Source organism: Lysinibacillus sp. NPDC047702, assembly GCF_050272555.1.
Taxonomy (GTDB): domain Bacteria; phylum Bacillota; class Bacilli; order Bacillales_A; family Planococcaceae; genus Lysinibacillus.
Genome location: NZ_JBNNMG010000004.1, coordinates 49,905 through 67,650, shown reverse-complemented (window position 1 = coordinate 67,650; position 17,746 = coordinate 49,905). Strand labels below are relative to the sequence as shown.

The 17,746-nt window shown below is 35.1% G+C and carries 20 protein-coding genes and 1 pseudogene; 13 read left to right on the top strand and 8 right to left on the bottom strand.

The window, feature by feature from the left end; translation table 11 throughout:
* Nucleotides 1–187 precede the first annotated feature (187 nt).
* A complete protein-coding gene (locus ACQKIM_RS03455; protein ID WP_427539091.1) occupies nucleotides 188–631 on the bottom strand; it encodes a GNAT family N-acetyltransferase in 444 nt (147 codons plus the stop codon).
* A gap of 528 nt (nucleotides 632–1,159) precedes the next feature.
* Between ACQKIM_RS03455 and ACQKIM_RS03450 the strand changes: the two genes are divergently transcribed.
* From ACQKIM_RS03450 to ACQKIM_RS03440, 3 genes are all read left to right on the top strand, one after another.
* On the top strand, nucleotides 1,160–1,474 hold the full coding sequence (locus ACQKIM_RS03450) for a hypothetical protein (RefSeq protein ID WP_427539088.1): 315 nt from the start codon (nucleotides 1,160–1,162) through the stop codon (nucleotides 1,472–1,474).
* A 263-nt stretch (nucleotides 1,475–1,737) separates the two neighbouring features.
* A complete protein-coding gene (locus tag ACQKIM_RS03445) occupies nucleotides 1,738–1,863 on the top strand; it encodes a hypothetical protein (protein WP_427539085.1) in 126 nt (41 codons plus the stop codon).
* Nucleotides 1,864–2,089: 226 nt separating this feature from the next.
* The gene (locus tag ACQKIM_RS03440; protein WP_427539380.1) at nucleotides 2,090–2,158 is read left to right on the top strand and encodes an excalibur calcium-binding domain-containing protein; all 69 of its coding nucleotides are present in this window, start codon (nucleotides 2,090–2,092) and stop codon (nucleotides 2,156–2,158) included.
* 357 nt (nucleotides 2,159–2,515) lie between these two features.
* Here ACQKIM_RS03440 and ACQKIM_RS03435 read toward each other — a convergent pair whose 3' ends face one another.
* Both ACQKIM_RS03435 and ACQKIM_RS03430 read right to left on the bottom strand, forming a co-directional pair.
* Nucleotides 2,516–3,160, bottom strand: coding sequence for an NAD(P)H-dependent oxidoreductase (locus ACQKIM_RS03435; protein WP_427539082.1), 645 nt, complete (start codon nucleotides 3,158–3,160; stop codon nucleotides 2,516–2,518).
* 41 nt (nucleotides 3,161–3,201) lie between these two features.
* Nucleotides 3,202–3,675, bottom strand: a complete 474-nt coding sequence (locus ACQKIM_RS03430) for a carboxymuconolactone decarboxylase family protein (protein ID WP_427539079.1) — start codon at nucleotides 3,673–3,675, stop codon at nucleotides 3,202–3,204.
* Nucleotides 3,676–3,861: 186 nt separating this feature from the next.
* Between ACQKIM_RS03430 and ACQKIM_RS03425 the strand changes: the two genes are divergently transcribed.
* Nucleotides 3,862–4,710 (top strand): sigma-70 family RNA polymerase sigma factor, encoded by an 849-nt coding sequence (locus ACQKIM_RS03425; RefSeq protein WP_427539076.1) that lies wholly within the window; start codon nucleotides 3,862–3,864, stop codon nucleotides 4,708–4,710.
* A gap of 515 nt (nucleotides 4,711–5,225) precedes the next feature.
* Here the strand turns inward: ACQKIM_RS03425 and ACQKIM_RS03420 are convergent.
* Nucleotides 5,226–5,945 carry a MerR family transcriptional regulator gene (locus ACQKIM_RS03420; RefSeq protein ID WP_427539377.1) on the bottom strand — a complete coding sequence of 240 codons (720 nt, stop codon included), beginning with the start codon at nucleotides 5,943–5,945 and terminating at the stop codon, nucleotides 5,226–5,228.
* On the opposite strand from ACQKIM_RS03420, the pseudogene ACQKIM_RS03415 reads away from it, so the two are divergent.
* Nucleotides 5,845–6,178 (top strand): annotated as a pseudogene (locus ACQKIM_RS03415) (acetyltransferase); the annotation flags it as partial. The gene ACQKIM_RS03420 and the pseudogene ACQKIM_RS03415 overlap by 101 nt on opposite strands.
* A gap of 134 nt (nucleotides 6,179–6,312) precedes the next feature.
* Nucleotides 6,313–6,846: a dihydrofolate reductase family protein gene (locus tag ACQKIM_RS03410; protein ID WP_427539073.1), complete on the top strand. Its 534-nt coding sequence runs from the start codon at nucleotides 6,313–6,315 to the stop codon at nucleotides 6,844–6,846.
* A 230-nt stretch (nucleotides 6,847–7,076) separates the two neighbouring features.
* Here ACQKIM_RS03410 and ACQKIM_RS03405 read toward each other — a convergent pair whose 3' ends face one another.
* Entirely contained in the window at nucleotides 7,077–8,504 is a 1,428-nt protein-coding gene (locus ACQKIM_RS03405; RefSeq protein ID WP_427539070.1) for an MDR family MFS transporter, read from the bottom strand.
* Between the two features lie 156 nt (nucleotides 8,505–8,660).
* On the opposite strand from ACQKIM_RS03405, the gene ACQKIM_RS03400 reads away from it, so the two are divergent.
* The 3 genes from ACQKIM_RS03400 to ACQKIM_RS03390 all read left to right on the top strand — a co-directional run bounded on the left by ACQKIM_RS03400 (nucleotide 8,661) and on the right by ACQKIM_RS03390 (nucleotide 10,641).
* On the top strand, nucleotides 8,661–9,236 hold the full coding sequence (locus ACQKIM_RS03400) for a TetR/AcrR family transcriptional regulator (protein WP_427539067.1): 576 nt from the start codon (nucleotides 8,661–8,663) through the stop codon (nucleotides 9,234–9,236).
* A gap of 217 nt (nucleotides 9,237–9,453) precedes the next feature.
* Nucleotides 9,454–10,077, top strand: a complete 624-nt coding sequence (locus tag ACQKIM_RS03395; RefSeq protein WP_427539064.1) for a TetR family transcriptional regulator — start codon at nucleotides 9,454–9,456, stop codon at nucleotides 10,075–10,077.
* Between the two features lie 12 nt (nucleotides 10,078–10,089).
* Nucleotides 10,090–10,641: a GNAT family N-acetyltransferase gene (locus tag ACQKIM_RS03390; RefSeq protein WP_427539061.1), complete on the top strand. Its 552-nt coding sequence runs from the start codon at nucleotides 10,090–10,092 to the stop codon at nucleotides 10,639–10,641.
* 206 nt (nucleotides 10,642–10,847) lie between these two features.
* Here ACQKIM_RS03390 and ACQKIM_RS03385 read toward each other — a convergent pair whose 3' ends face one another.
* From ACQKIM_RS03385 to ACQKIM_RS03375, 3 genes are all read right to left on the bottom strand, one after another.
* Nucleotides 10,848–11,267: a DUF1801 domain-containing protein gene (locus tag ACQKIM_RS03385; protein WP_427539058.1), complete on the bottom strand. Its 420-nt coding sequence runs from the start codon at nucleotides 11,265–11,267 to the stop codon at nucleotides 10,848–10,850.
* A 103-nt stretch (nucleotides 11,268–11,370) separates the two neighbouring features.
* A complete protein-coding gene (locus ACQKIM_RS03380; RefSeq protein WP_427539055.1) occupies nucleotides 11,371–11,934 on the bottom strand; it encodes a GyrI-like domain-containing protein in 564 nt (187 codons plus the stop codon).
* A 65-nt stretch (nucleotides 11,935–11,999) separates the two neighbouring features.
* The gene (locus ACQKIM_RS03375) at nucleotides 12,000–12,953 is read right to left on the bottom strand and encodes a helix-turn-helix transcriptional regulator (protein WP_427539052.1); all 954 of its coding nucleotides are present in this window, start codon (nucleotides 12,951–12,953) and stop codon (nucleotides 12,000–12,002) included.
* 817 nt (nucleotides 12,954–13,770) lie between these two features.
* Between ACQKIM_RS03375 and ACQKIM_RS03370 the strand changes: the two genes are divergently transcribed.
* The 4 genes from ACQKIM_RS03370 to ACQKIM_RS03355 all read left to right on the top strand — a co-directional run bounded on the left by ACQKIM_RS03370 (nucleotide 13,771) and on the right by ACQKIM_RS03355 (nucleotide 17,120).
* Entirely contained in the window at nucleotides 13,771–14,961 is a 1,191-nt protein-coding gene (locus tag ACQKIM_RS03370; RefSeq protein ID WP_427539049.1) for a serine hydrolase domain-containing protein, read from the top strand.
* A gap of 117 nt (nucleotides 14,962–15,078) precedes the next feature.
* The gene (gene ant(9), locus ACQKIM_RS03365) at nucleotides 15,079–15,885 is read left to right on the top strand and encodes an aminoglycoside nucleotidyltransferase ANT(9) (RefSeq protein WP_427539374.1); all 807 of its coding nucleotides are present in this window, start codon (nucleotides 15,079–15,081) and stop codon (nucleotides 15,883–15,885) included.
* Between the two features lie 281 nt (nucleotides 15,886–16,166).
* Nucleotides 16,167–16,589, top strand: coding sequence for a helix-turn-helix transcriptional regulator (locus ACQKIM_RS03360; protein ID WP_427539047.1), 423 nt, complete (start codon nucleotides 16,167–16,169; stop codon nucleotides 16,587–16,589).
* A 42-nt stretch (nucleotides 16,590–16,631) separates the two neighbouring features.
* A complete protein-coding gene (locus ACQKIM_RS03355; RefSeq protein ID WP_427539044.1) occupies nucleotides 16,632–17,120 on the top strand; it encodes an AraC family transcriptional regulator in 489 nt (162 codons plus the stop codon).
* The last annotated feature ends 626 nt before the right edge of the window (nucleotides 17,121–17,746 follow it).

Here is a 17,746-nt window from a genome sequence, read left to right as displayed (position 1 = left end):
TGGAAAAATGACGACTAATCGCTTGATGGGGTTGGATATTACGATTCAGCAACGTAGAAGTAATATAATAATTTGTAGAGCTTGTCTATTTAATTACTTCAAGCCTTGTATTAGTGTTATTCAAATATATAAATTAATTTATGACAAAAGGCTGTCGAAAAGAAATATTGCGACAGCCCCACTAAATTTAAACTAGATGTTTTACCATTGTGTAATAGCTGCTTCCAGGAGGATAATCTTTTATTTCCCCAACAACTTGATAGCCCTTTGCTTCATAAAATGTACGTGCTTGGAAGTCATATGTAGTTAACAATACCTTCGTAGCCCCCATCTGCTTGGCTGTTTCTTCAGCTTTCGTCAATAGTTGTCCACCGATACCTTTTCCACGGTATTCTTTACTAAACCAAAACTTGTTGATTTCTACCCATCCCCAATAAACATCAGCTGTGATGCCACCAATCCATTGTTGATGAGAATCTGTGACAATTAGGTTTAACGGACGAATAGAACCTTTTTGTCTACTTTCTTTATGATATGATGAATGTTCATTATTGTACTCTTTTATCTTGGTATTTAAAAATGTAGTAAAGTTATCGTGATTTTCTAGTAAGACTTCAACTTGATATTCCATATTAATCCCCTTTCAATTTACATTATTATCCTTTATAACGATTTATTAATTATTACCACTTATGCCCCATGGCTGAATTCTAGTTTATTACTCTATTATTACCCCTATTCCTTAAATCTTTTTGCTTTAGCATTTTTTTAGGGAATTTAACTTAAAAAACTAGGACTAACTTAGTAGTATTATAAAGCTTCACACAGTGTGAAGGTCAAGTTTTTTATTGTTTTAAAACTAATATATAGGAGTATCATTATCAACTTTGTACTATCTCCAAAATTAAATTTGCTAGAAATATCAAAAGAGTTGTATTTGTAGGGGCAAATAGCAAGGCTGTAGAGGGTTTAAATATGAAGCCTAGTAAATCATCACATATAGAAGAAACCCCTAATAAAAAATGTCCAGTGCCTTTCTATAATTGGTTATAGTATCGAGATCCACAATAATAACCCAAAAAATGTTCAGTATAGTATTAGCCTGATTCCAAATACTAAACTTGTTTCAAAAATATTTAGCATAAGGAGGCTTTTGTTAATGAGATTTCTTACATGGGGTGTAATTGGAGCTGTTATTTTAGGTGTAGCTAGAGGATTGCAAAATGGTAATCTTCAACAGTTCACAAAAAATATTTCGAATAAATTAAATCTGCAGAATGCTCAACAAATGATGCAGCCATTACAACAAATGGCACAACCATTGCAGCAAATAACTCAGCCTTTGCAACAGATTAACCAATCTTCACAACAGACGAAGCAACCACAACATCAAACAAATCAATCGTCACAACAAATGACTCAACCATTACAAGCTGTAGCAAATAATTTAACTGGTAATTCATCAAAACAATAAGGTATAAGTCCAATTCTTCTTCTATAGACCTGAACAAATATTGTTTTGGTCTATAGGTTATTACATAAATTAAAAAGGACCAATCGTACGGGAGACTTGTGAAAGTTCGATTAGGGAATTTCATAACGATTGGAAATACATAATTAAGTATTTACATTGTAAGTCTTATTTAGACTCACAAAATACTCCATGTTTACAATGACACTTTTGAATAGAAGTTTAAGGGTGTAAATGTAACTTTTCTGTTACTTAAAAAATATCGTATGCGAGAAATAATTTGGATATTGTTTGGATGTGGTACACCTAATGATGAACAAGAGCCAGATCCAACTGAAGAGCCTTCTGAACAACAAGAAGATCAAAATCAAAATGATAATCAAAATAATTAAAAAGACGAAAACCAATAGAATTTTGTATTTTCTCTAGCTAAATATCTCAAAAAAACCATTCCTGTGTGGTCTTAATTTTTTATGGTGTTACATTGTGTGGTATGCTAAATACAGTTGGGAAGTACGTTTGAAGCATTGATACATAAGCAAAGTAATTGTCTCGAGTACTAGTAGCATGAGTTTTATTAAACGAAATAATGAAATGACCAGGACCTATTTTAAATGAGTGCCTGGTCATCCAGCTTATGATTCGAAGCATGATCGTGATAAAGATGGATGGGCTTGTGAAAGATAGTTAAATGTTAGGAGATAGTTTCAATGACTTTTCGTAGATGAGATTCAAAAAAAGAAAGAACAGAATATGGATGATTAAACATACTAAGACTAGTAGTACAAATCATGGCCTTGGTTTGTACTACTAGTCTTAGTGTATGTTTTACTATTTAATTCTAAAGATTGAGTGCGAGAGCCTTCCACAATCTATTAAAGTATGTAATTCGAATTATACTAATTAAGGTATTTTTTCTTAGATTATATTTCTTGCAAAATATTTAATAAATGAAGTAATGAAGGTGGTATGGTGTGGGTAAAAAAGACGATAAAAAAGAAAAAGGAAGCCTTTCAGCTTCCCAAATCTTAAGAATTCCTTCGCTTAGAAGTTTTCCGCTATTTTGTGGGCTTGTCGGATGGCCTTTTCTTTTAACTGTGAGGCTTGTTCAGGATACTCGGCCATCCCTTCAACAAAGATGCCTTTAAAGTTAGTTATTCCAACAAACTCCATAATGACTTTTAGGTGACGGTGCCCCATTTCAAAACTTTCGGCGGGCATATTTGAGCCAGGTGATAAAACACTTCCGCTAGCTTGAATAAGGAGCGCTTTTTTATCACCGAGCAAACCAACCCTACCAACATCAGGAAGATATTTGAATGTCTTACCTACAATACAGAAAGAGTCAATATATGCTTTCATCACTGGAGGATAGGAATAATTCCATATAGGAGTTACAAAGATATATTTATCTGCGGCCACAAATTGATTGGCAAGCTCATTAATACGACCGATTTTCGTTTGCTCCGCATGCGTTAATTCCTCGAAAAGAATTCCACTTTTAAGCTTGTCCCACCCGTTTAAAACATCAGAGTCCAGATGGGGGATATTCATTTTATACAAATCGAGATGGATCACCTCATCTTGCGGATGAGCTGAACGGTAAGCTTGCATAAATTCTTTGCCTACCGCCATGGAATAAGATTGCTCATCGCGTGGATGAGCTGTGATATAAAGTACTGTTGACATAATAAAAAAACCTCCTGTTTCTACAAGTAGTGACTGCCGATTTATTTGCGGGACAAAACGTCCACTATTTGGCGTGTTGAGACGTTAAGCCTGTTGTAAAGATTAGCTGTGGAGATACCAGTAATGAGCGTAGCCAGTGCAGCTTCATCATAGTGAAGAGATGCTTCCATATACACTTTGTCTGGTATCGAATCGGTCTGGTTATATAGTCGAGTTATCGATTCACTGAGCGCTAGAGCAGCACGTTCCGCGTCTGTGAAATTTGATGTTTGATGCCAAGCAGATACGGCTAGAAGTCGCTCGACTGATTCGCCAGCAGCCATTGCGATACGGGAATGAAGATCCACACAGACACTATCACCGTTGATTTGACTGGTACGAAGATAGGTAAGGTAAAGGGTACCAACTGGCACACCGTTTTTCTCGGCTGACGCAAATAAAGCATTGCCCAACGCTTGCAAGGATTGGCCCACTTCAGGCAAAAGCATAACTGGATTTCTCATTCTTGATTGCATAGTAAACACTCCTTTGTAGATATAATAGAAACCCTTAAATTGGCCTCTCACTATAATGACGTGTCAAATGGAGAGAGTGTGACCGACACAGATGATTGGCTTTTTGTCACATTGGCTGAACTTCAATCGTCAATATGATGTAAAATATTATTAATGATAAAAGATAATGAAGGAGAATTCAGTCTTATGGAAGAACAATTCGAATCGTACCGAAATCATTTGCAGGCATTGGCTTACCGAATGCTTGGGTCTTTGACAGAAGCGGAGGATGCGGTGCAAGAAACTTGGTTACGTCTTCATCGTTCAGAAAGAAGTGAGATTGAGAATTTAGGAGGATGGTTGACCACAGTCTTATCGCGGATTTGTCTCGACATGTTACGTTCAAGAAAAGCCAAGCATGAGGAATTCATGAACGAAGCTTTGCCCAAAGTTTTTGCTAACTCTGAAGACCGATACAATCCAGAACAAGAAGCACTGTTGGCTGAATCAGTTGGACTTGCACTACTTGTTGTAATTGACAAACTAAATCCAGCGGAACGAATTGCCTTCGTGCTACATGATATCTTTGCCATGCCATTCAACGAAATTGCACCCGTTGTGGGGAAATCTGAACTTGCAACTAGAAAGCTTGCGAGCCGTGCGCGTCAAAAGGTAAGAGGAAAAGAGATGAGTTCACAGGCCGATTTGGATCGTCAGCGTATACTTGTTGATGCTTTCCTTGCTGCGGCATACGCTGGAGATTTCGATTCGCTGGTAGCGGTGCTAGATCCGGATGTAGTGCTTCGAGATGATCGTGAAACAGGCACTCGAACTGAAACGCGAGGAGCCATGACCCTAGCCAAGAAGGTAGCAGGGCGCGCTAAAGCTGCGCAGGTGGCCCTTGTGGATGGATGTATCGGGGCGATTGCAGCTCCAAACGGGAAGTTAATTTACGTGATTCAATTCACAATAAAAGATGAGAAAATTGCCGAGGTAGACTTGATCTCAAACGCTACTCGCCTTGAGCAACTTGACTTAACGATATTGAGTGATTGAAAGACCAACTACATTCCTTTTACTGTTAAATGAGATATAGATAACCCATTCCAAATTGTGCAAGCTTTAGCGAAAATTAAGGGTTTACATGTTATAGTAATTGAGTTTACTGACGGGAAAAAATCCTTAGTTGAAATTAATGAAAAATTTTATAAAACTTTAATCCAAACAATGTTTTAATTCTAACACTCATTTTCTGAGTGTCTTTGTTTTGATAGTAAATTTGAAGAAGTATTAAAGAACCTAGGTTTTGAACAGTCGAATATTGAAAAGTATGTATACGGCAAAGAGAAGAAATTTGTATTAACAAAATAAGGTATAAATAAGTGTAAGCCTGTTATCTTCATAGATAGTGGGCTTTTTTGTAAAAAAAAACAGACGACTGTGTTAGTTATCTGTTTAGAATAAGTTTTATCTGTACTATTTGCTCTCTATTGGGAAAAATACTGCAACTTCGTTTTTTTCTGGTGAAGTGGTATTCGGATCTGTCATGTATATATCGAATGGAACACCCGCTAATTTAAAATTATGTTCATCAATCCATTTTGTAGTTGTACATATACTTTTGGCACTTCATCATATAAGCCAATATAATTTACTTTTGCACATTTATGGGGTTCGCAAATTCTGGAACCCTCGTTGCTTTCTAAAACAGGAACTGCAATTTCCATATCATAATTTTCTGGGATATAGTCTTCGCTATGAAAAAATGTCATTGGTGGGCCCACTGGAGTAAGTTTTTTTGCTCTAATTTGTATGAATAACTCACCAAGAACATTCCCATAATCCTTAACATTCATTTTCTTTCTGATATAAAAAATATTCATTTTCTGATTATCTACAATCTCTACGACAAAATTCCTTGCATTCAACATTAAATTTCCTCCCTTAGTTAAGTTATTTACATCTGTCTTCATCCGAGTTAGCAAATAGGAGTATTTTTGCATTAATTGGGTAGTTTCATAAATTTCCATCTCAATCAATGGTTTAAGGAACTGGCTATCAGCGATAATTGCTTTAATCTCATTTAATGAGAAATCATATTCTTTAAGTCTTTGGATAAATAGAACATCTTCTAATTGAGAGGTTGCATAATATCTATAACGATTTTCTTTATCTAAATATGCTGGTTTCGGGAATGGTTGCGAAAAACATACTCCAGCATTGGATATGCTCCCACTCAAGGGCGATACAATTATTGGGAATGATGTGTGGATAGGAAAAGATGTAACCATTATGCCTGATGTAACTATTGGGGGCGGAGCAATTTTTGCAGCAAATTCTCTTGTAGCAAAAGATGAGCCCTTCATATTGTTGGGGAAACCCTTCTAAAGAAATATAAAAACGATTTTCTAAAGAGAAAATAGAAGAATTACTAAAGATACAGTGGTGGAATTTTGTGAAAGAAATCATATCTGATTATATTGAAGCTATTCTTACTTATGAAATAGAAGTACTAAAAAATTAAAATGATAATGTAATCTTATAAAAAATTTCCTCTTTTTTATTTAAACATGCCATTACTTGTCATGTTTTATAGTTAATATAGTTTTGTTCCTTGATAATAAGGAAAGTATATAATATAAAAGGAGAGATTATCATATGTCACGTGAAGTAGTTTTATACATTGCTACAAGCTTAGATGGATTTATTGCAAAGGAAGACAATGACTTACAATGGTTAACTGAGACAGAAGGAGAGGGTGATGCAGGATATGAAGATATGTATCAATCAATTGATACAACAATCATGGGGAAAAAGACATATGATTATGTGATGAAAAACTCAGAATCATTTCCGTATCCTGAAAAAAAATGCTATGTCTTCAGTAATTCTGAAAAAGGTTCAAATGAATATGTGGAATTTGTCAAGGAAGATGTTGTAGAGTTTACGAGAAAGTTAAAGGAACAACAGGGTTCTAAAATATGGATGGTTGGTGGAGCGGGTATACTTGATGCTTTTATAAAGGAAAATTTAATTGACGAGTATATTATTACTGTTACACCTCATATACTTGGCTCTGGTATTCCGTTGTTTAAAGAAAAAAATCCCCAAATCGATTTAATTTTAATTGATACTAAACGGTATGGTCAGTTCGTACAGATGCATTATAAAGTGAAGCAGGACAAGAAATAGCATATTTGGTTGTGCAATAGATTCCTTAAACCAAGCTTTTCGTATTACAACACTAATTAGGACAACTTTGCCTGTGAGTGAAGTTGTCCTTTTACATTTAAAAACACTATTTTTTACTACGACAAGATTTGACATAGTAAAATAGTATGGTTTTTTAGGGGACAGAGCTTAACCTCTATTTTTAAAGACTGCTTTGATAATTTATCAAAGCAGTCCTTGAAATTTAGAGTTCAATTCACTTGTTTTACTTTTTTATTTTTTCTAAGGAATAGAGATAATACTACGGCAATCATAGAAATTACAAAGCCTAACATGAACGTGTCGCTATACCCTGCAACAGATGCTATTAATTGTTGGGCTACATCATTTTGATCAGCAGACTGCTCTAGATGACTACGGGAGCGTGCAGACATCGTAGCGATAAACAAGGATGTACCAATCGCTCCAGCAACTTGCTGTAACGTACTAAAAATGGCAGATCCATGCGGATAGTATTCCGACGTAATTTGATTCAGACCATATGTTTGGACGGGAACAAGAACGAGCGCCACTCCCAGCATTAACAAGCAATGAGTTAAGGTTATTTGCAAGGTTGTCGATTCAAGTGTGAATTTTGTAAAGAGATACATCGCAATACTGACAATTAGTAGACCAGGAATAATAATGATTCTAGCGCCAAATCTATCAAATAGTTTTCCTGTAATAGGTGACATTAAACCGTTGACGACACTTCCAGGCAACATAGTGAGACCCGACTGAAAAGCTGTCACAAGTAACACACTCTGCATAAACATTGGTAGTAAGGTAGTCGTTGCGAACATCGACATCATTACAACAATTAAAAGCATAATCGAGAGTGAGAACATCGGAAATTTGAATGTACGTAATTCCAAAATTGGGTTTGAAATACGTAGTTGGCGAACTACGAATATAATCAGTGCCAGACTTCCAATAATAATTGGCCAATAAACTTGCGGGTCAGACCAACCACCATCACCTGAAGCACTAAAACCATACACTACACCGCCAAAACCTAATGTTGATAAAATAATGGAAAGAAGATCAACTTTGGGTTTTGTGAGTTCTGTTACATTGACAAGATAATAATACCCAATAATAATGGAGAGCAGCGTAATTGGAATAACGATATAGAATAGCCAGCGCCAATCCAATGCCTCAACAATAACGCCTGAAAGGGTAGGTCCGATAGCAGGGGCAAATGTAAATATTAAAAATAGCACACCCATAATGGAACCTCGTTTTTCAGCAGGGTAAATCATTAACAACGTATTCATCAGTAGCGGGATGATTAATCCCGTACCAATGGCTTGAACTATACGGCCAACTAGAAGCAGGATAAAAGTAGGTGCCAATGCAGCGATAATTGTACCGATTAAAAAGGTAATCATTGACATAAAAAAAAGTTGTCTCGTAGTAAACCATTGTTGAATTAAAGCTGTTACAGGAATAAGTGCGCCAACAACGAGCAGGTAAGCTGCAGTTAGCCATTGTATTGTAGTTGCCCCGACCTGGAATTCATTCATTAGCACAGGCAAGGCATTTCCTAGTAATGTTTCGTTTAATGTTGCTACGAATGCTCCCGTCATTAGAGCAACCATGATGGGTGTTCGTTTTACATTTTGCAAATGTAAGTTCATGTAGTGTTCCTTCCTCTCATACAAATGTTGTTGTTGCGTTTTCAATTATAGAAGTATATTTCATAGTGAAATATAGTCAATTTTTCTACTTTGGGTAGTTAGGAGACAAAATTGAATAAATGTTGGAGAAATTGATTAAAAGGAAGGTGAATGCGGATGGATTTAAGAAAACGTCGCTCCATGCAATTGCTATGGAAAGCAATGTTTGACCTCATGACAGAAAAGAAGATATTGTTTTCTAAATTGACAGTCGATCAAATCTGCGAAAAGGCAATGGTTCATCGTTCTACGTTTTATAAACATTTCGATGACAAATTTAGATTGTTAGAGTACGGATTAAATGAAATTATGGAGGGCTATTGGGATATTCCATTGGAAAAAAGAATATTACAGCCATTTTTTTGGTCCAGTGAATTCTTTGAAGACTCCAAATCCGATAAGCTAGTTCATGCGCAACGAGGTGATGAGCTTTTCTTTGACTGTATGACAACTTACTCTATGCGATTACTGAAAAAGGACTCATTAAAATTTATACAAAATTCTAAAACCATTGATATTCCGCATGATTTGTTAGCTGAATTTCATGTGGCTACAATGGTTGCTTTAAGCGAATGGGTGCGTAAAAATCCGAATCGAGTAAGCGTAGAGCAACTAGATGAATATTTTCATACATTAGTGAATGGGAATATATTTGAAAATTGCCTGCTTAATAATAATGAGGCACTAAAATAATCACAACAATTAGACCCTCTATAACCATAACATCCATCCAAAATGTGCTGATTAACCACATTCTTTTACAGAACAATGTAAATTTTATGACTGTTGAACATGTTATTTTAATATAAAAGGTTGAAACTATACACTGATGTCGGTATAATATGAAATATAAACGACGATAGTGTATATTTTTTTATTTGCATTTTGTCACTCATTAAGGAGGTGGCTTATGGTACCAAAAGTTAGTGAAGAATATAAAAAAGAGAGAGAAAGGGAGCTGATAGAAGCAGCCAAGAAGGTGTTTATCGAGAAGGGTTTTGTTCGTACATCTATGCAAGATATTATGGACAAAGCTGGAATATCCAGAGGTGCATTATATAGTTATTTCAATAATATTAATCATGTTTTTATCGAAGTTTTAAAACATGATGACCAAAAAGACATTCAATATTTTGTGCCATGTGAGGAAGGCCCACTTTGGCCACAATTAAAAAACTGGATTGAAGAACAGCAAATTTATATTGAGGCAATTGACCAAACATTGGTCTATGCAAAGGCGGAGTTCTTTTTATCATATAAATACACAAATAATAAAGATAATTTCCCTTACATTTCTGAACGCTACAATCGAACTACTGAAGCTATAGAAGAAGTATTAAATGAAGGTATGCGTAAGGGAGAATTTAGACTTCTACAATCTACCCATTCTATTGCGAGGTATATCCTGTCATTTATAAACGGTTTAATGTTGGATACGTTTCAACTGGGACATGAACAAACAAAAGTAAAGGATCAGTTATCCGTCTTACTTTTCTCTTTAGAAAAATTAATTAATCCAAAATCCACAAAATAAGGAGTGAATTTTATGTTGTTTGAATCATCAAGAGTAAGACTAAGAAAAATGACAAAGGAAGATACAGAACTATATCACAAATGGAGAAATGATGTGGAAGTTATGCATTCCACTAACCCATCTTTAGATGTTTATCCGATGGAAGAAACTAAAGAATTTGTAGATCATGTTATTTTAGGATCTCATACAGCCAAAAGCTACATCATGCTTGAAAAAGGAAAGGAAATACCAATTGGCATTGTATCATTAATCAACATTGATTATAAAAATAGAAATGCTGAATGTATAATCGACATCGGGGAAAAGGAGTATTGGGGAAAAGGATTTGGTTCAGAGAGCTTGGAATTACTGTTGCATTATGCTTTTTACGAAATGAATCTTCATCGAGTTTACCTTAAAGTATTTTCATTTAATGATAGAGCTATTCATTTGTACAATAAGATTGGTTTTCAACAGGAAGGAAGCAGTAGACAAAGTCTATTTAGAGATGGAGAATGGTATGACATCGTTCATATGGGGATTTTGCAAAATGAATACTTTGAGAAACAAGTAAAGAATGTGTAAAAATTATTCCACCGTAAAATAGAGGAACAGGAATGGAGTGACGTTGGAACAACAAAAGGATCAAAGGTTGCTATAAAAACAAAACATTAAGACAAGTAGTAAGTGAGCTAAGATACAGCTCACTTACTACTTGTCTTGCTAAAAAATATAGACATTACTATATTTTACAGAAATAGTATCTTATAAAAATGTTTGAAGTCTATTCATTATATCCCGAGCATTGGTAGATGCTTTCGAGTATGATAAGTGAGTGCCAATGCAATACACTGTTTTAATTCATCTACTGGTATTTCATCATTCACAGCAAATACAATTGCTCGATTTCCTTCATAGTTGAATAAATCTCTATAAACCTCTTTAAACGTATCAACTAGCTTTGTATTACAGTTAAAATACATGGCATATTGATCTGGGCTTGACTGTTTCCAGCCGATTCTAATTGTACTGCCTTTTTTTGTGATATAACTAGGCTCTCCCCATTTTAGCGTTTCATCCACATGATTAACGCCTTCAATCTCTCTTGCCGTATCTAAAATTAACTGACGAAGAATCAATAGTCTCGACTGAATAAGTTCAGGATACTGTTCGAATACTTCCTCCACCTTAGTGTTTTCAATTGCACTCATATTGATCATTCCTTTTTTAGAATAACAAAATAGTCAACAAATTTTTTAGGGATTCTATCAAAATTTCTAAAAGTGATTCAAGTTGACTGATGTTACATAAAAGCTATTTTATCGAAATATAAATTTCTGCTTGTCCATCTTCTGGATTAATATCCTTGCTATAATATTCAAAATCACCTGTAAATGCTCGGTTATTGCCTGGTTGCTGAGACCATTGCCAAATATCAGCCCAAGCACGCTGCACCATCTCTATAATTGGTCCTCGTTCAGTGACAAATACAGCATATTTTGCAGCAGGAACAGTAAATACTTTTATCATATCTAGTTTTTGAAGCTGTAATGATTCCTGTACATGTACGCTAACCATTACTTCATAAAGTCCCGCATCGCCCTGTTCATAGTTGAAGTAACAGCTATAATGACCAACCTCTTGTATATTAACACCTAGCTTCTTACCAATATTTTGAGAATGAAACTGTTCAAATAACTTACCAATTTTGCCATCTTTGCTTTGTTCAGCTTCATTTGTTGTAACAGTACTAATTCCAGCTAACGTGAAGGAGGGTAATTCCTCAATTCGGGTAGATTCAATTTGTTTTGTAGTAATTTTGTCTTTAGACGATATATGTTCCCATCCAGTCATACTTTTTTGTTCGTTTTGTTTCAACTTTAATCATTCTCCTTATTTATAGAATGAACCCAGTATAAAACAACAAACCTGACAACTGACTGTCAAGTTGCATGATCATTTTTATAAATTTTTGCTATTTTTGCAGCACGACTAGCAATGATTTTCCGTAAATGTTGAGGCTCAAGCACCTCTACATGATGTCCTAAGCTAAGAATGAAACTATAGAGCCATTCATTTTCAGGATACGCCTTTTTTACTAGCCAACTTCCATCCTCAACTGGCAAAAGTTCTTCAATGCCAAACCATTCTTCTGCTATATGACGAGCTTCACCCTGGAATCGAAAGACAACTTCTGGTACATTTGATGGCTTGAATTTACTCTTGCCTTCAATATGCTTCTGATTAGCGGGATTTCGACGAATGAAGGTTCTTTCATGATCTATTCTGAGCTCTTTCATTCTTTTTAGTTTAAAAAGGCGGAACTGTTCTTTCTCTAAACAATAAGCTTGTAGATACCATTGTCTTCCTTTGAGAATGAGCATATGAGGCTCTACTATTCGCTGGGAAACTTCACCTTCAGCATTAGAATAGGTGAAGTTAACTAATACACAGCTATCTAATGCTTCGTCTAATAGTTGTAGTTTCAGACGGAGATGTTTACTACCACCCCAAGGAGAGTAATCGATTAGTAATCGATTTGTCTTATGTTGAAATTCTTCTTCATGTGCTGGCAGTACGACACTATTTATTTTTTCTACTAGTCGTTGATGTTGCTCTTTGTCATATGAAGTGGAGATACTACGGAGGGCAGTAACGATAGCAGCAAGCTCGTCATTTGTTAGTATATTTCGATCCAAGCGGTAACCTTCTGACAAACCAATGCCACCGTTTGTTCCTTGGTAGGTGACGATCGGGATGCCAGCTGCATTAATTGCGTCAATATCTCGGTATATCGTCCGAATGGATACCTCAAACCGCTCGGCCAACTCCTTAGCCTGCACCATACGACGGTTCAGCAGTAGAATAATGATGGATAATAGCCTTTCCAGTTTCAAAATATATGTAACCTCCATTTCAATGAATAAGCAAGAAACTATTTATTTGAGATGTCTGAGATATTTGATAAGATGAGTCTTAACCTCAAGATTTGGAATTATAAGAATAATAACCATCTCTAATATGCCAAAAATAAAATACATATCACTTAGATGAAGTGCGAACTTAAATGTTAAAATATTTTACACTTTTTATAGATACTATATATTGTAAGATAACTTGGATTATAAATCTATTTCAATTGCCTTTGATTAGTTATCTATTTTTCAGTTTTTTGTATTACTTTCTCAAAGGCAGCGTGTGGGACTACGGCTTTCCCAATATCGCATGTAAGGACCATTTAGCGGAATAATGTTTTTAGCATTTTAATCAGTTCTGGGTATTTTATTAGCTATTTTCTTGGATGAATTCTAAACGGCTTATTCTTTTTATAATTGGCTAACTGGCAAATGGACTTATTTTGATCTTGTGCTTTTTCTTTATAACGAAAAGAACAACTTGGTGAAGGCTTGAGTTTCACACTGTGTGATGGATTATAGTGTGGCCATACTCTAACTAGAGCTAGTAGTGTGTACTCTTTGCAAGAGGTGAAGTTGTTACTAAAGACTAAGGCAAAGTCTGAAAGGAGAGGAACAAGACTTATAGGGCTGGCGTATAAAAAACTGGAGATATAATATGAGGAATTGGATAAATTTCCTAGTACAGTTGGGCTATACATATTAATTATTAGTGAGCGATTGTGCACAAACGAAAGAAAACTAGTTGAAGTATCTTTTAAAAAAACAACAATAACAATAATAAACGGAGGTTTTTCGTATGTCTCAACTGCCTGGTTTTGGATCAGGATACATTTTGAATTCAACTGAAAACGAGAAAAAAGAATCTGCTGATGTTACTGTATCTAAAGAAAAGCAGCAATTCGACAACCAACTGACGTCACTTTTTGAATCGCTTAAAGTTCCAGGCGTAGCTGTACTTGTATTTACCAAAGATAAAGTATTATACAAGAAAGAAATCGGTTATGCCAATATTGAAAAGAAAATTCCTTACACGTTAGACACAGTTACCAATATCGCTTCTATAAGTAAAACCTTTATTGGGGGATCATTGGCAAAAGCTCAGGAAGATGGCTTGATTAGCCTGGATGAAGATATCAATCTCATACTTCCTTTCAAAGTAGTAAACCCATATTTCCCAAATGAGAAAATTACTTTAAAAAATCTTGCTTCACATACATCAGGGATAAAGGATGACGACACTAAATATATCAATTCATACAGTGCTTATGGCGCCAAGAATATGACCTTGAAAGACTTCTTATATAACTATCTAAATCCTGAGGGCAAATGGTATTCAAAGGACAATTTCTCAAACAAAAAACCAGGGACAAGCTTTTCTTACAGCAATATCGGGTCTGCGCTTGCAGGATACTGCATCGAAGTAAGAAGCAAGATGACATATGCCGATTATGTCAGGAAAAATATATTTAAAAAGCTGTCTATGAGCAGCAGCGGATGGAATAGGGATGAATTCAGTCCTGCAAACATAGCTTTAGATTATTCTAAACTGAGGATTGATTTTACCAACAATACGGAATCTATGGGTACCACGCTTGAGCCATTGCCTGCTTATGAGTTAATTACATATCCCGACGGCGGGGTTATGACAACAGTAAATGATCTATCGAAATACTTGCAAGTTGTAATGAAAAGACAAGATACATTTATTACCGCGAAAAGCATTGATTTAATGCTGCAAAAACAATTTAACGACACGAATGTTCCTCCAGAATGTAAAGAAACTGATGAAAATATAGGATTATTCTGGAGTTATAATGGCGAAAAGGTCTGGGGACATACCGGCAGTGATCCCGGAGTAGATACATCTATGTATGTAAATTTAAACAACGTAGGCATAATAACTTTTATAAACACGGACAACTCTAGTTTGGATGGAGAGAAATATGATGAATTAGTAAACTTGTTGATAAATTGCCCAATTAAGTAAAAATTAATTATTCATTTGTTTCTTTAATTCAGTAATCAATCCATTTAATTGAATACCAATAAAACCAATATAAACGTACATTATGTGAACATAATTAGAGGGGAGATTTTGTAGTTGGTGAGCGATTTGAGTAATGAAGAAATTCCAAAGCAAGCTATGCAAGCATTAAAAATCGTAGAGGAGTTGCTTGGAAGTTCGATAGTCGGGGTATTTTTATTTGGTTCTGCAGTAAATGGTGGTTTACACATTAACAGTGATGTAGATATCCTAGTGGTCGTGAATCATAGTTTACCTGAAGGAACCCTAAAAAAACTAACGGACAAACTAATGACTATATCTGGAAAGATAGGGAATACAGAATCTATGAGACCACTTGAAGTTACGGTGATAAACCATAGCGATGTCGTACCTTGGCGATATCCACCCAAAAATGAATTTATCTATGGTGAGTGGCTCAGAAGTGAGTTTGAAAAAGGACAAATCCAGGAACCAACCTATGATCCTGATTTGGCTATTGTTTTAGCACAAGTGAACAAGAATAGCATTTCTCTATTTGGTCCTAATGCTTCAGATATACTTGATCCCGTTCCGATGATAGATATTCGAAGAGCGATTAAGGAGTCTTTGCCAGGGTTGATTGAGGGAATCAAAGGTGATGAGCGTAATGTAATTCTAACCTTGGCTCGAATGTGGCAGACAGTGTCTAACGGTGAAATTTCTCCAAAAGATGTGTCTGCAAAATGGGCTTTACCTCGATTGCCCAAAGAATATTCGACTTTACTCAACTTAGCCAGAAAAGCATATCTAGGAGAATATGTTGATAAATGGGAAGGACTGGATTCTGAGGTGACAGAGCTCGTTTATCATATGAAAAATTCTATAGAAACTTGTCTTAGTCAAACCGAGGAAAAGCGAAAACAATAATAGAAATTTTGTACACATTTTATTGAACAATCTTCAAAAAGAAAGAATCCATTTTCACAATCTTTTTATCAAAACAGAAAATGGATTTTTTTTATTTATAGTAAATTGTGAGCTTGGGAGGTGCCTTAAATCAAACTTTATTACATATAGTAGGACAATAATTTAATATTGAACAACTTCTTAAAAGGGAATTTTAATATTTATGTTAAAATATAGTGTGAATATAGTGGTTTGAATTTAAATTAAGAGTTAAAATTTCAATCTATTTAAGATTGTCATACTTGAATAAACAAGATTATTACTTTCCTAGGTTAATCAACACATGTGTTATGATGAATAAAAGACTTGATTGGCGTGAAGACATGGATGAATACATTCGATTGGTGAACAAATCTGAAGATTATATTGAAAGCCATCTGAGTGAAAAAATCTCACTAGATGACTTAGCAAATAATGCAGCTATGTCCAAATATCATTTCCATCGTATATTTAGCAAATACAGTGACGAGACGGTGAAACAGTTTGTTACCAGAATAAAAGTGGAGCGAGCGGGAATATTCCTCACTGTCCGAAAGGATTTAAGCATCACAGATATTGCTCTCCAATATGGTTACAATGATGCGAGTACCTTCAACAAATCTTTTAAGAAGTATTTTGGAATGTCTCCATTAGAATACAGAAAAGCAAGAAACGACAAGAAATAACAGATAGTCTCCCCTATACTTAAGTTAAAGGAGATGATATTAATGGAAAAACCAACGATCACAGTAGAAAATATAGAAATGAAAGTAATCTATGTACGCTTTAAAGGAAATTATGTCGAGTATAGAAAAAATAGTCGCAAGATGTTCAATGAACTATTCAAATTCGGAAATAAATATGATTTAGTCAAAGAGAATGTCACAAAGGTACTGACTATATACCATGACAACCCTTTCGTAACTGATTCAAAAAATTTACGAACTAGCGTAGCAATGACGGTTCCATTAGATGCGGTGATTGAAGAAGAAGGACAAATCGGTACGATGATTTTTGGTGGAAAATACGCAGTATTACATTATGACCTAACGTTGGGTGAGTATGAAGAAGCTTGGAAATATGCTTATTCTGATTTGTTACTGACTAACAGCGAATACACACTAAGAGATTCATTCCCATTTGAATTATACGTTACTGAGCCACCAAAAAACTTCAAAGCTAAAAGCAAGACAGATATTTATGTTCCGATTGAGTAAAAATACAATTTGTGAATAAATCCACTTAAACTAAAGAGGGCTTTCGCTTAATAAGAAAAGGACTTGCGTTTATGATTAAATTTCATATATGCTAGTCCTTTTGTTTTACTTCGCTTTAGCCACTCCTGTAACTTCACACATGGGTTTTGCAGCAATAATTAGACAATCTTTGTAAATGATTCTTCTGCTCCACTATCAAAGCTCACAGAATCGCTAAACATTTTAATGAGCTTGCTCTGTTGTTGTTAAACATTTGTTGGTCACGAAGTTGTCACAGGACGTGACGCATTTAGCCTTCGTTCCTTTAGCGGAGGAAGCGGCTCGACGCTCGCTCGCAGGAAGCCTTGCTCTGCGCGAAAGTGAAGCGTCAGCGACAAGGTGAGTAGCCCGTAGCGGAAATCAGTTTCTTCTAATTTAACATAATGGATAAAAATGGTTAATCAATAAGAATACTTATTTTGTAAAGAAAATTTCTAGAATGGATTATGAGAAAAATTACAAATGTAGTAGAAGTATTTTTTTGTTACTCTCAAAGGAGATTTTATAGCAGTTTTTAGTGGAAAAAATTAAATCTAATAACCCTAACCGCAAAACTAATTCATAAAACAGCGGTGAGTATCTGTGAA